This window comes from Enterobacter cloacae complex sp. P47BA (genome assembly GCF_014930485.1).
Classification (GTDB): Bacteria; Pseudomonadota; Gammaproteobacteria; order Enterobacterales; family Enterobacteriaceae; genus Enterobacter; species Enterobacter bugandensis.
In genome coordinates, this window is the sequence record NZ_JADBRF010000010.1 from 101,703 (window position 1) to 114,147 (window position 12,445).

The 12,445-nt window shown below is 54.3% G+C and carries 16 protein-coding genes and 2 pseudogenes; 16 read left to right on the plus strand and 2 right to left on the minus strand.

Features of this window, described 5'->3' with window-relative positions; all coding sequences use genetic code 11:
- The first annotated feature begins 72 nt into the window (after window positions 1-72).
- The 9 genes and pseudogenes from IM299_RS22925 to IM299_RS12110 form a co-directional block, all read left to right on the plus strand.
- A complete protein-coding gene (locus tag IM299_RS22925; protein ID WP_227013086.1) occupies window positions 73-570 on the plus strand; it encodes an ead/Ea22-like family protein in 498 nt (165 codons plus the stop codon).
- Window positions 567-1,463, plus strand: a complete 897-nt coding sequence (locus IM299_RS22930; RefSeq protein ID WP_227013087.1) for a hypothetical protein — start codon at window positions 567-569, stop codon at window positions 1,461-1,463. Before IM299_RS22925 ends, IM299_RS22930 begins: the two co-directional genes overlap by 4 nt.
- Entirely contained in the window at window positions 1,463-1,765 is a 303-nt protein-coding gene (locus IM299_RS12075) for an ASCH domain-containing protein (protein ID WP_193357536.1), read from the plus strand. Before IM299_RS22930 ends, IM299_RS12075 begins: the two co-directional genes overlap by 1 nt.
- 66 nt (window positions 1,766-1,831) lie before the next feature.
- Complete coding sequence (locus IM299_RS12080) at window positions 1,832-2,038, plus strand: hypothetical protein (protein WP_193357537.1); 207 nt, start codon at window positions 1,832-1,834, stop codon at window positions 2,036-2,038.
- A gap of 376 nt (window positions 2,039-2,414) precedes the next feature.
- The gene (locus IM299_RS12085; RefSeq protein ID WP_193357538.1) at window positions 2,415-2,753 is read left to right on the plus strand and encodes a hypothetical protein; all 339 of its coding nucleotides are present in this window, start codon (window positions 2,415-2,417) and stop codon (window positions 2,751-2,753) included.
- Window positions 2,754-2,829: 76 nt separating this feature from the next.
- Window positions 2,830-3,159, plus strand: coding sequence for a hypothetical protein (locus tag IM299_RS12090; RefSeq protein ID WP_193357539.1), 330 nt, complete (start codon window positions 2,830-2,832; stop codon window positions 3,157-3,159).
- Window positions 3,160-3,215: 56 nt separating this feature from the next.
- Window positions 3,216-3,812 carry a terminase small subunit gene (locus tag IM299_RS12095; protein ID WP_193357540.1) on the plus strand — a complete coding sequence of 199 codons (597 nt, stop codon included), beginning with the start codon at window positions 3,216-3,218 and terminating at the stop codon, window positions 3,810-3,812.
- Between the two features lie 602 nt (window positions 3,813-4,414).
- Window positions 4,415-4,831 (plus strand): annotated as a pseudogene (locus IM299_RS23105) (LAGLIDADG family homing endonuclease); the annotation flags it as partial.
- 195 nt (window positions 4,832-5,026) lie between these two features.
- Window positions 5,027-6,253 (plus strand): annotated as a pseudogene (locus IM299_RS12110) (terminase); the annotation flags it as partial.
- 11 nt (window positions 6,254-6,264) lie between these two features.
- Here IM299_RS12110 and IM299_RS12115 read toward each other — a convergent pair.
- Both IM299_RS12115 and IM299_RS12120 read right to left on the minus strand, forming a co-directional pair.
- Window positions 6,265-6,522 carry a hypothetical protein gene (locus IM299_RS12115; protein WP_193357541.1) on the minus strand — a complete coding sequence of 86 codons (258 nt, stop codon included), beginning with the start codon at window positions 6,520-6,522 and terminating at the stop codon, window positions 6,265-6,267.
- Between the two features lie 78 nt (window positions 6,523-6,600).
- Window positions 6,601-6,987, minus strand: a complete 387-nt coding sequence (locus tag IM299_RS12120; RefSeq protein WP_193357542.1) for a hypothetical protein — start codon at window positions 6,985-6,987, stop codon at window positions 6,601-6,603.
- An 820-nt stretch (window positions 6,988-7,807) separates the two neighbouring features.
- On the opposite strand from IM299_RS12120, the gene IM299_RS12125 reads away from it, so the two are divergent.
- From IM299_RS12125 to IM299_RS12155, 7 genes are read left to right on the plus strand one after another with little or no spacing between them, the layout of a single operon-like run.
- Complete coding sequence (locus IM299_RS12125; RefSeq protein WP_048982097.1) at window positions 7,808-8,014, plus strand: hypothetical protein; 207 nt, start codon at window positions 7,808-7,810, stop codon at window positions 8,012-8,014.
- A gap of 14 nt (window positions 8,015-8,028) precedes the next feature.
- Window positions 8,029-9,699, plus strand: coding sequence for a portal protein (locus tag IM299_RS12130; protein WP_193357543.1), 1,671 nt, complete (start codon window positions 8,029-8,031; stop codon window positions 9,697-9,699).
- On the plus strand, window positions 9,696-9,992 hold the full coding sequence (locus IM299_RS12135; RefSeq protein ID WP_193357544.1) for a hypothetical protein: 297 nt from the start codon (window positions 9,696-9,698) through the stop codon (window positions 9,990-9,992). The genes IM299_RS12130 and IM299_RS12135 overlap by 4 nt, the downstream gene beginning before the upstream one ends.
- A 2-nt stretch (window positions 9,993-9,994) precedes the next feature.
- Window positions 9,995-10,681: a peptidase gene (locus tag IM299_RS12140; protein ID WP_193357545.1), complete on the plus strand. Its 687-nt coding sequence runs from the start codon at window positions 9,995-9,997 to the stop codon at window positions 10,679-10,681.
- Between the two features lie 10 nt (window positions 10,682-10,691).
- Window positions 10,692-11,699 carry a major capsid protein gene (locus tag IM299_RS12145; protein WP_023339250.1) on the plus strand — a complete coding sequence of 336 codons (1,008 nt, stop codon included), beginning with the start codon at window positions 10,692-10,694 and terminating at the stop codon, window positions 11,697-11,699.
- 12 nt (window positions 11,700-11,711) lie between these two features.
- Window positions 11,712-12,104, plus strand: coding sequence for a Bbp16 family capsid cement protein (locus IM299_RS12150; protein ID WP_032636541.1), 393 nt, complete (start codon window positions 11,712-11,714; stop codon window positions 12,102-12,104).
- The gene (locus IM299_RS12155; protein WP_193357546.1) at window positions 12,097-12,381 is read left to right on the plus strand and encodes a hypothetical protein; all 285 of its coding nucleotides are present in this window, start codon (window positions 12,097-12,099) and stop codon (window positions 12,379-12,381) included. Before IM299_RS12150 ends, IM299_RS12155 begins: the two co-directional genes overlap by 8 nt.
- Window positions 12,382-12,445: the final 64 nt, after the last annotated feature.

A 12,445-nucleotide genomic window follows, 5' to 3' on the forward strand; every position in this document is an offset into this window, starting at 1 on the left:
ATGGGAGAAAGAAGGCGGCGTTACCAAATGCCCTGTTCTCTCTGTACGCAGATTCAAACCGGAGGCCGCCCAATGAGCAACATCGACAAACACATCGACAAACAGGCGCTGCGTGAGGCGGCGGAGAAGGCCATTTCAGAGGAAGGGGAAACCTGGTGGAATGAAGAGCAACTGGCTAGCGACTATGGTCTTGCACTTCACAGGGCAGACGCCAAATTCATTGCCGCAGCCAACCCTGCCACCATGCTGGCGCTGCTGGATGAGCTGGAAGCCGTGCAGAAGACTTCCGCAGCACGCCTTGGCGCAATAGACACTACGCACAAGATGTTTCAGCGCGAAAGAGACAGGGCTGATGCTGCTGAGAAACGTAGCGCTGAGCTATCTCAGAAGGCTGATATCTACGACATGTTGCGACAAGACTATGAGCTTCATGGCGGCCTAGTTGAGTTTGTTGACTGGCAGGCAAAGAGAATCACTGAGCTTGAGCGTGAAAAGGTTGCAATGGAAGCTGTAATGCAGGCTATGCGTGATGAGATACGCGCCGCAGCCGGTAAAGGAGATGCATCATGAGCGCTATTACCAAGGAGCAGCTACAGCAGATCGAAGCCGCCGCGAAAGAAGTCTTGTGGCCTGTCGTGTGGTCGGAAAAGAAAGCGCGTAAGCACTTCAGCGAAAAAATAACTCCTGAGGTGGCTCTGGAGCTGGCGCGTATCGCGCTGGCATCGCTCGAAGCCGAGCCTGTGGCGTACATCTTCAAGCATCCGGCAGGCAGGCTGTTCTGGTTACTTACTGACGAGAGCAACAAAGGGCAAAGCGACGTTATTTCTGTTTACACCGCCCCGCCAGCGCCGGTATCTGCGCCGTTCGCTATTCACGATGAGGATTTTGAAAAAGCGCTTTCGGTGCTCAACGACACACTGGACGACTGCGGTGACAGCGAGCGAGGGTTGTTGCTTGCGTTGGATAAGGTGGGGATCGAAGTTCGCAGTGACGCCTGCCGCGCCGCCACGCTTCAGGGTGCCGAACCTGTAACGACGGCTTACAAGGTGCCAGGTGATTTCGAATCGTTTATTTCATGGCTGACAGGCGGTAATGGCATCCCTGACTGGCTAATCAGTGGCGATAAGCTTGACGACGAAAAGACCTCGTTTCTGCTGCAGGTGTACCGGGCAGGAGCTCAGGGTGCCGATGGAAACTATCCTGTGGTGCAGGATGGTTTACCCGCAGTATGCGCTGAGGCTTATCAGGTTGTTGGTGTCATGGCCGAGGCGCTTGGTGTTTTCGATGATGCGGCTATTCAGAAGGTCATGGACAACCTTGCACAGCAAAAACTTGTTCACTGTGATGTGTTGCCATTCTCCCTTCCAGCGGCACCGCAGCAGGAAGTGACTCAGGCGCTCGCCAAAGGAATAGAGCGCTACGGCGATGCCATGCAGGAGCTGGCGAAGAAGGAGGTGAAGTGATGGCTAACCTGCAGCTGGCTGTTAACGGTGAATACTTCGACCAGATGAAGGCAGGCGAGAAAGCAGAAGAGTATCGCCTGGTAAATCCGTACTGGTGCCGCAGGCTATCGCATGGGCATAACCAGCAATTAGCTCGTCGCTTCGACAGACTGATAATTACTCGTGGCTATCCAAAGCGTGATGACCTGAGCAAGCGTATCGATGTTCCGTATGACGGTTACGAAGTGAAGGTGATAACTCACCCACACTTCGGTCCTGACCCGGTGAAGGTCTTCGCTATCAAGGTGAACATCCATGCCTAACCCATTCGACGTCGTGATGTTCGTGCTGCTGGTCATCAGCGCACTTCATGGCATGGGGTGGCTGCCATGGTGAACAAACTCAAACAGCGGCGCCTGCGCCGCCTTAAAGCCGATGCAGCCTGGTGGATGGCCGAAGCGCAGGACTGGAAGGATATCGCGCTGGAGCACGCAGCCGAGATAGACAGACTCAAAAAGCTGGTTATCCGCGTTCCGATGCCAGTGGTGGTGCCGGAGTCCGTGGCCGATGAACTGAAACTGAGAGAGGTTGGATGATGCATTTGTTTACTATGCCTAAATGGGCTGCGCTTATTTTGTCAGTAATTTTTGGACCGTTTATTACCGCCATAGTGATATCTATCCTCCTGCGTAATAGCGACTACAACATCAACGGGGTATTGGCTGGTGTCATGATTTGCATCTTCTGCAGGGAGGTGAAGAAAGTGTGGGGGAAATACAGAAATGGCTAACGTAACCCAGGAATCGCTGGCCGCCCGTATCGAGGAACTGGAGTCGGGGCCGCGCTCGCTGAAGGAGGATTACCAGTTGTGCGCATTCAGGACTTTGCTCAGCTACATGCGTACTTGCCCTCACACATACGGGCGTATTTACACCACCAATTGCTGTTCAATGTGCGGGGAGAAACTAAGCAATGGCTAAGACAGCAGCAGAGCGCAAAGCAGCGCAGCGCGCCCGCCAGGCTGAAGCCGGTGAACGCAAGCTGGAGCTGGTGCTCGACGAGCAGGAAATGGAGATGCTGGCGCGGAACTGCGCCGGGCGTCGACCAGGGCGCGACCCATACGAACTGAGCGAGTACATTGCTCTGCTGATCCGCCAGGATGATGCCCGGGTGCGTGGCCGCATCAAAGCTATCAGCGCCAACCAGTGCGGCAAGTGCGGCGACATGCTGCCGGTGAAGTCCTGCCCGTGCGCCGGTGATTCGGCTTGCTGGGTAACGCAGGGCTGGCATGAAACGAAACTTGCGGTGTGACAGGTCACAGCGTATTGACTAAATCCTCACATGATTATACTGTTTAAATGTACAGTATTTTTATGTGAGGTTCCATATGGGCTTTCCATTTCCGGCAACAGACTACGCAGAATCCCGCCTTACCATCACCAGCATGTGCGGCTACGACGGCAACTGTCGTACCATCGAGACGTCGGCGGGCTACGCAATCATCAACGTTTCCCTCAAACCACATCCGGGTGATATCGTGCTGATTTCGTATTGCGGCCGCACGGAATTCGCGGTCGTTCAGGGAAAGGCGCTGATCACTCCTGACGGTGAAGCACTGGAAGGCGAGGCGCTGGACGACACGACGGTGCACGGCGTGGTGACCCACTTCCTGAATCGCGCAGGCAATCAACGGCCAGACCCGATACCAGTCATGTAACATCTGCGCGGGCGTGATAGTATCACCTGCATGGTAATGAAATTACTCAGGTGGTAATGATGCCCGCGACACCAAAAACCCACAAACGCAAATCAACGCAATATAAGCCTCTTACAGCGATGCAGGAGGCTTACTGCCAGTCCTACATTAAGACACCTGAAAATCAGTCTCAGGCGGCGATTGACGCAGGATTTTCGCCTAATACGGCAGCGGTCAAAGCCAGCGTGATGATGCGAGATGAAAGAATCCAGAAACGAATCGCTGAACTGATGGAGGAACGCAACAAGCGCATGCGCGTCAGCGCTGATTACGTCCTCATGCGCCTGGTGGAAATCGACCAGATGGATGTGCTGGATATCCTGAACGACGACGGCAGCCTGAAACCGATCCGCGATTGGCCGAAAATCTGGCGTACCACGCTCAGCGGATTCGACCTGTCCTCAACCATCATGAACATGAACGAGGATTCGATAGAGACCATCCTCAAAAAAATCAAATGGCCGGACAAGGTGAAGAACCTGGAGCTTATCGGTAAGCACGTCGACGTCAACGCGTTCAAAGAGCGCCTGGAGGTTTCCGGTACCGTCACCATTGCCGACCGTATGGCCGCCGCGCGCCGTCGCGTCAAAGAGCAGGCTGGTGGTGAAGAATGACAAATAAACCGGAAGCTTCATATGAAGAGCAGCTGATAGAGGACATTGCTGGTTTTACTCATGATCCACTTAGGTATGCCAGATATTCATTTCCATGGGGTGAGCAGGGGACTGAACTTGAGCACGCTGTTGGTCCACGCACATGGCAAGCAGAAGCCTTCGCAGAGATAAGAGACCATCTCCAAAATCCCGCTACTAGGCATGAGCCTTGTCTGATAGCTCGCGCGTCAGGACATGGAATTGGGAAGGCATTGAGGCCTGATGATGTTGTCCCTACGCCATTAGGGATGAGACGCGTTTCTGATATCAGGGCTGGAGATCTCCTTTTCGGTGAGAATGGTAGCGCTGTTCAGGTGCTTGGCACTCGGGATTATGACATGTGCCCATTTTATCGAGTGACCTTCTCTGATGGCACGGCAGTAGATGTGTCATCTGGGCATCTGTGGAAGGTCCGAGGAAGAAACTCAAGAAGAACTGGATCTGGAGAATGGGAGGTATTGGAGACGATCGACATTCTTGAGCGCGGTGTTAAGCGCCGAAATGGCACATCCATGGCGAGGCAGTGGGAGATTCCTGCATCCCCTCGTGTTATTTACCCATCAATGACGCTTCCTGTTGACCCTTATACCTATGGGGTATGGCTTGGCGATGGTGATAAGGCAGGCGGTAGGATTACAAATATTGATCCTGAGGTGTGGGAAAATATCGCTTATGCGACACGGGTTCACGGTAAAACCAGAACGGCCATCGGCCTCAAAGTGGATCTAGTTAATGCTGGCCTGCTTGGATGTACCACATATAACGCCAGCGTTGATCGTCGATACATTGAGTCTGAGCAGCGACTGCAAGTTCTTCAGGGTCTTCTCGATACAGATGGTTGGGTTGAAAAGTCGTGTGGTGGTGCAGCTTTTGCGTCTGCATCAAGGCAACTCACCAGAGATGTTATCGAAATTGCTCGATCACTTGGACTGCGCGCGCGAAACGAAAAGTTTAAGCCGAATAAATTTGCAGGCAGTTGGTCGACCCATATCACCTGGGACGGAGAAACTCGGTTATTCAGAATAGACAGGAAGCAGCAGGCATTAGTGGCCGCTGAGAAGCGGTACACCACAAAGTGGATTGAAAGTATTGAGCCGGCAGTAGCAGGGCCTGGCATTTGCTTTGAGGTTGACGGGGGTATTTTCCTGGCTCGTGATTATATCGTCACACATAACAGTGCATTCATCTCGATGCTGATCAACTGGGGCATGTCCACCTGCGAGGACTGCAAGGTGGTGGTGACCGCCAACACCGACAACCAGCTGCGCACAAAGACCTGGCCGGAAATCATCAAATGGTCGAATCTGGCTATCACGAAAGAGTGGTTCACCTGCACCGCCACGGCGATGTACAGCAACGATCCTGGCCACGATAAACGCTGGCGCGCTGACGCAATCCCGTGGTCTGAGCACAACACAGAGGCGTTCGCCGGGCTGCACAACGAGCGCAAGCGCATCATCGTGGTATTCGACGAAGCGTCCAATATTGCAGATCTGGTGTGGGAGGTTGCCGAGGGGGCGCTGACGGACGAAGACACGGAAATCATCTGGGTGGCGTTCGGGAACCCGACGCGTAACACCGGGCGTTTCCGCGAATGCTTCCGCAAATATAAACACCGCTGGAAGTGCGCGCAGATTGACAGCCGCACCGTGGAAGGAACGAACAAGCAGCAACTCCAGAAATGGGTGGATGACTACGGCGAGGACAGCGACTTCGTGAAGGTCCGTGTGCGGGGGATCTTCCCTGACGCGTCAGAACTGCAGTTTATCCCGACCGGCCTCACTGACGAGGCAATGAAGCGCGTGGTGACCGCTGCGCAGGTGTCGCACGCACCGGTGATTATCGGCGTCGACCCGGCATATTCAGGCGTGGATGACGCGGTGATATACCTGCGGCAGGGGCTGCACAGCAAAGTGCTCTGGACCGGCAACAAGACCACCGACGATCTGATAATGGCGAAGCGCATAGCTGACTTTGAGGACCAGTACCAGGCTGACGCGGTGTTTATCGACTTCGGCTACGGTACCGGGCTGAAGTCCATCGGTGACGGCTGGGGCCGGACGTGGCAGTTAATCCCGTTCGGCGGCGGATCAACCGACCCGCAGATGCTCAACAAACGCGGCGAGATGTTCAACAGCTGCAAAACGTGGCTGAAGCTGGGCGGCGCGCTGGATGACCAGGAGACGGCTGATGACCTGTCGGCGGCAGAGTACAAAGTCAGGGTAGACGGAAAGATCGTCATTGAGCCGAAGGAAGATATCAAAGAGCGTTTAGGACGCTCGCCGGGTAAGGGTGACGCGCTGCTGCTGACGTTTGCTTTCCCGGTTACGAAGCGCCTGCGCATGCCAGGGCAGGAGAGCCAGCAGGGGAAAGCGGTAACAGAATATGACCCATGGAAATAACAAAGCCCGTATTAGCGGGCCTTCGTATAAGGGAGTTTTATTATTCCAGGTCCATCATTGCAGCCTTCCATTTTCATGATTCTCTTTACTCTCTCAATAACATCTTCCCGCGCTTCCGCATCAAGTTCTACGGCCTCCTTTGCGGTAAATATGATTGCTTCCATGTGGGACCGAATGCCTATAGGGAGTTGATCGGGATTGATATTGGCTATCTCTATCACATCCTCTCCATTCAGTTCATCTGCTGTCTTACCTTTGAAAGTTATCATGGCGACCTCGTGATATAGGGTTCACCCAGTATACACAATGCCCGCTCATCGGCGGGCTGAATGTGACATGTCACGGCGTTATTTAACTAGCGATGCTGCGTACTCAATAAGGTAGAGCTTTGGCGCGATCCAAATCTTCAGCCAGTCAAAATTAAACCAGAAACATATGAACAAAATTAAACCAGCAACACCTCCAAAAATTGTCCACAAAATACAAATGGTATCGCCTACGTCGTCAAGAGGTCCATTAGCTACCTTTTTTATCGCTTTAACAGATGACCATGCGTAGAAGGAAAGAAATGCCAGAATAAACGCCTGAAAGAGCGCAGATGAAGCAGCGTTCCAAAGAAGTAGCTGATGCACTACATCAGGAATTTGGGCCTGGCTAAAGCTAACGGCTGAATCTATTCCATTGCTGGCCTTTTGCAGCAGGTCCACAAGAATTTTATTCGCTTGTTCGTTCATAATCTCACCTTAAAAAAATGCCCGGACGAACCGGGCGAATAATCAACGGAGTGCCTTCCTTGGCGGGTGATACAGGGTTTACAGCGCAACGTCATCGGAATGGCGTTCTGCTGTAAAAAGGGCGGTGGTCAGAAGTGGGAGCAACTGCCACCGCCAAAGCTACACAGCAATGGTACTGGTACTACGGGTATCACGGTCCTAAGGCGTGATTGGGTTGTGGTGGCCGGCGCTGATCTCCGGCTTGCTGTAAATGCATTGCTTAGCTTGAGCACTCATTTCCTTGAAAGGCTTCGTGTCAGTGTGTCCAGCAGATTCAGCGGACCATAGCCGCGCATCAGCCTGCGCATTCACCACAACATTGAAAGCACTTTTGTGGGCGCGGGAAAGGAATCGAACCTTTCTTCGGTGGGAATAACCCACGCGTCAACCAATGCACCACCGACACCCCAAAAATGCTCTCATCGTTATGGCCTCGTCTCTTCCGAGGTGTCACACCGAACTGCCACGATGGTGAGTCGTCATGTCCGTGCATACAGAAACACTGACTTGCACATTCCGGCTACCCGCTCGGGGGTAAGGAAACCAAGGAACCCCGTCGGACCGCTGCGGCACATGTGCCATATACCGTACTGCTCACACCTGGAAGCGCACTCACCAGTTTGATTTAGCGACAAGACCTCACAGAACCGATATCGAAGTGCGCTTTCATGTTGTGTTACCTGAAGGGTAATAATTGCACGGCATTCTGTCAATACACTACGTAAAATAATCCGTATATGGTTAAATTGGTAATAATTTAATCGTGTGTGAGGTTATCGCTATGTGTATCGGCAGCAAGCCATCAGTGCCAGCGGCACCAGAAGTCCAGGCCGCACCTCAGGAGCAGGACGCCGCTGTGGTCAGTGCCCGCGATGACGAAGAGCGCCGCCGCCGCGCAGCAGCAGGCACCAAATCGACAATGCTGACTGGCGCCCAGGGCGACACCTCCGCAGCCAACACCAGCGGTAAAACGCTGCTCGGTCAGTAACGGAGCGCGCAGAGATGGCGGAAACCGAAAAAGAGCGGCTGCTGAAGCAGCTCGCACAGCTGAAGAATGAGCGCACATCGTTCGAGCCGCACTGGCGCGACCTGAGCGACTTTATCAATCCGCGCGGTTCCCGCTTCCTGACGTCTGACGTTAACCGTGACGATCGCCGAAACACCAAGATTGTTGACCCGACCGGCTCAATGGCGCAGCGCATTCTGTCCAGCGGCATGATGTCCGGCATCACCAGCCCGGCCCGTCCGTGGTTCAAGCTGGCTACGCCTGACCCTGACATGATGGATTACGGCCCGGTGAAAATCTGGCTGGAAGTCGTGCAGCGCCGCATGAACGAAGTGTTCAACAAGTCGAATCTGTACCAGTCGCTGCCTGTCATGTACGCCAGCCTGGGTACTTTCGGCACCGCCGCTATGGCTGTGCTGGAAGATGACCAGGACGTGATCCGCACAATGCCTTTCCCGATTGGCAGCTACTACCTGGCGAACAGCCCGCGCGGCAGCGTCGACACCTCTTTCCGCCAGTTCTCCATGACCGTGCGCCAGCTGGTGCAGGAATTCGGCCTGGAAAACGTCAGCTCATCCGTTAAAGGCCAGTGGGAAAACGGCACGTATGAAGCGTGGATCGAGGTTAACCACTGCATCACCCCAAATATCAACCGCGACAGCGGCAAGATGGACAGCAAGAACAAGCCTTTCCGCTCTGTGTACTTCGAGAGCGGCGGTGACTCAGACAAGCTTCTGCGTGAATCTGGTTTCGATGAATTCCCTATCCTGGCGCCGCGCTGGGAAGTTAACGGCGAAGACGTTTACGCATCATCCTGCCCTGGCATGCTGGCACTCGGCCAGGTTAAAGCCCTGCAGGTTGAGCAGAAGCGCAAAGCTCAGCTGATCGACAAGGCAACTAATCCGCCTATGGTTGCGCCGACATCGCTGAAGAATCAGCGCGTTTCTCTGCTGCCTGGTGACGTGACGTATCTCGACGTGCTGAGCGGGCAGGACGGTTTCAAGCCTGCTTACCTGGTCAACCCGAACACCGCCGACCTGCTGGCTGACATTCAGGACACCCGCCAGACCATCAACAGCGCCTACTTCGTCGACCTCTTCATGATGCTGCAGAACATCAACACCCGCTCTATGCCGGTGGAAGCAGTGATCGAGATGAAGGAAGAGAAGCTGCTGATGCTAGGCCCGGTGCTCGAGCGCCTGAATGACGAAGCGCTCAATCCGCTTATCGACCGCGTGTTCTCCATTATGGCGCGCAAGAACATGCTTCCGCCTCCGCCTGACGTTATGCAGGGCATGCCGCTGCGCATCGAATACATCTCCGTGATGGCGCAGGCGCAGAAATCTATCGGCCTCACAAGCCTGTCGCAGACCGTTGGCTTTATCGGCCAGCTCGCACAGTTCAAACCTGAAGCGCTCGACAAGCTCGACGTGGATCAGGCTATCGACGCGTTCTCAGAAATGTCAGGCGTATCGCCGACCGTCATCGTTCCGCAGGAGCAGGTGCAGGGCATTCGCGAAGAGCGCGCCAAACAGGCTCAGCAGGCGCAGGCCATGCAGATGGGTATGGCAGCAGCGCAGGGCGCCAAGACGCTCAGCGAGGCGCAGACCACTGACCCAAGCGCCCTTACCGCTCTCACTAACGCAGCAGGAGCGGCGCAGCAATGAAGGACTTAGATGAAGAAGAGTTGCGCATCCAGAACGAGCGGAAGAAGCACGATCTGGAACAGCGGGAGAAGGACGACATCAGGTTCGTAATGGATAGCGAGCAGGGCCGCCGCGTCGTCTGGTCACTGCTGGAGAAAGGCCAGGTGTTCGGAGCCTGCTTCAACGTAGACCCGCACATCACAGCATTCAACGAAGGGCAGCGCAACCTGGCGCTGGTTCTGCTTCAGCGCGTCATGACGCACTGCCCGGATCAGTATCTGAAGATGGCCGCAGAGGCCAGTGAACAGGAGTAACCATGAATTTATTTGAACGTTTGCTGCATCGCCGTCTTTGCAATGAGCAACCTGCTGATGGTGGCGCTGCACCGGCACCTTCTGAGCCATCCGCACCTGCTGCTGACCCGGCAAAACCAGAAGGCGATAAGCAACAGCCTGGCGCTGAAGGCGACAAGCCTCAGGAAGACAAACCCGCTGATGGTGATAAGCCAGCGGAGGAGTCAGATGACGAAAAGCAGAAGCAGGAAGGTGCGCCGGAGAAATATGAATTTACCGCTGGCGAAGGCGTAGAGCTTGACACCGAAGCGCTGAAGGACTTTGAACCTGTTGCCCGCGAGCTGAACCTGACCAATGAGCAGGCTCAGAAGCTGGTGGACGCGTACCCGAAAATTTTGGCCGGTGTGCAGCAGCGTCAGGCAGAAGCCTGGCAGGCGCAGACAGAACAGTGGGCAGCCGACGTGAAGGCTGACAAAGAGATCGGCGGCGACAAGCTGACCGCAAACCTCAGCGCTGCGCAGCGTGCACTTGAGCAATTCGGCGATCCAGAACTGAAAGAATACCTGGACTCAACCGGTCTGGGTAATCACCCGGCGCTTGTTAAAGCGTTTATCAAAGTCGGCAAGGCAATGTCAGAAGACAAGGTTGTCACCGGCGGTCATGAAAGCGGCGGCAGTGACCTTATCTCCGCCTTCTATCCCAAAAAGTGAGGTATGAAAAATGGCTTTAATCGGTCAAACTCTGCCATCGTTGCTTGACATCTACAATCGTACTGACAAGAACGGGCGAATCGCGCGCATCGTGGAGCAGTTGGCTAAAACCAACGACATCCTGACCGATGCGATCTATGTGCCGTGTAACGACGGCTCTAAGCACAAAACCACCATCCGCGCAGGTATTCCTGAGCCGGTATGGCGCCGCTATAACCAGGGCGTTCAGCCAACCAAAACCCAGACCGTACCAGTGACCGACACCACCGGTATGTTGTACGACCTGGGATTTGTTGATAAGGCTCTGGCTGACCGCTCTAACAACGCCGCAGCGTTCCGTGTTTCCGAAAACATGGGCAAGCTGCAGGGCTTCAACAACAAAGTCGCCCGCTACGCTATCTACGGCAACACCGATGCAGAGCCTGAAGCTTTCATGGGTCTGGCGCCGCGCTTCAACACGCTTAGCACCAGCAAAGCTGCAAGTGCAGAAAACGTATTCAGCGCCGGTGGTAGCGGCTCTACCAATACATCCATCTGGTTTATGTCATGGGGTGAGAACACTGCTCACATGATCTATCCAGAAGGCATGGTTGCTGGCTTCCAGCATGAAGACCTTGGTGACGACCTGGTAAGTGACGGTAACGGCGGCCAGTTCCGTGCGTATCGTGACGAATTCAAGTGGGATCTGGGTCTGAGCGTGCGTGACTGGCGTTCAATTTCCCGCATCTGCAACATCGATGTGACCACGCTGACCAAAGATGCATCAACTGGTGCTGACCTGATCAGCATGATGGTGGATGCATATTATGCCCGCGACGTGGCAATGCTGGGTGATGGCAAAGAAGTTATCTATGCCAACAAAACCATCCACGCATGGCTGCACAAACAGGCTATGAATGCCAAAAACGTGAACCTTACCATCGAAGAGTACGGCGGTAAGAAGATCGTTTCCTTCCTGGGCATTCCTATCCGTCGTGTGGATGCAATCCTCAACACTGAATCTGCCGTAACGGCGTAAGGAGAGAGAATCATGTTGCTTGATCAACAGGCTTTGTTCTCCGCGGCTCAGGCCATTACGGCCACCGCGGCATCAACCAACGTTATTGACACTGGCTCCAGTAAGGATGTCGGTAAATATGGCGATATCCCGCTGCTGATTCAGGTTGTTGAGGCATTCAACACTCTGACCAGCCTGACCGTAACGGTGCAGACCGATGACAACTCGTCTTTCAGCTCTGCAACTGATGTGATCTCAATGGTCATTCCTCTGGCATCCCTGACCGTTGGTTACAAAACGCCGGTCATTACGCTGCCGATGAAGCTGGAGCGCTACATCCGACTTAACTACACCGTCACCGGTACCGCGCCGACCACTGGCAAAGTAACCGCTGGCATTGTTGGCGGGGTGCAGACCAATGTCTAAATATCGCGTCAAAGAACGTTCCTTCATTAACGGCAAGCTCTGCGAGCCTGGCGATATTGTGGAGTTTTCCGGGCAGGCTGGAAAAAACCTCATCCCTCACAAAGAAGGTGATGTCGTGGTGAAGGAAGAGGATCTGCCAACCAATGAAGAGCTTCAGGAACTGGACCAGCTTCGTACCATTTACGAAGAGATGTTCGGCGAAGCTCCGCATAAAAACACCAGCGCAAAAACTCTCAAAGAGAAGATTGACGCCCGGCGTAAAGAACTGGGCGTGTAAGCGCTCAATAAAGTGCTAAAAGCCGGGGCCATTCGGCCCCGCTTTTCTATGCGGAGACCTGAGA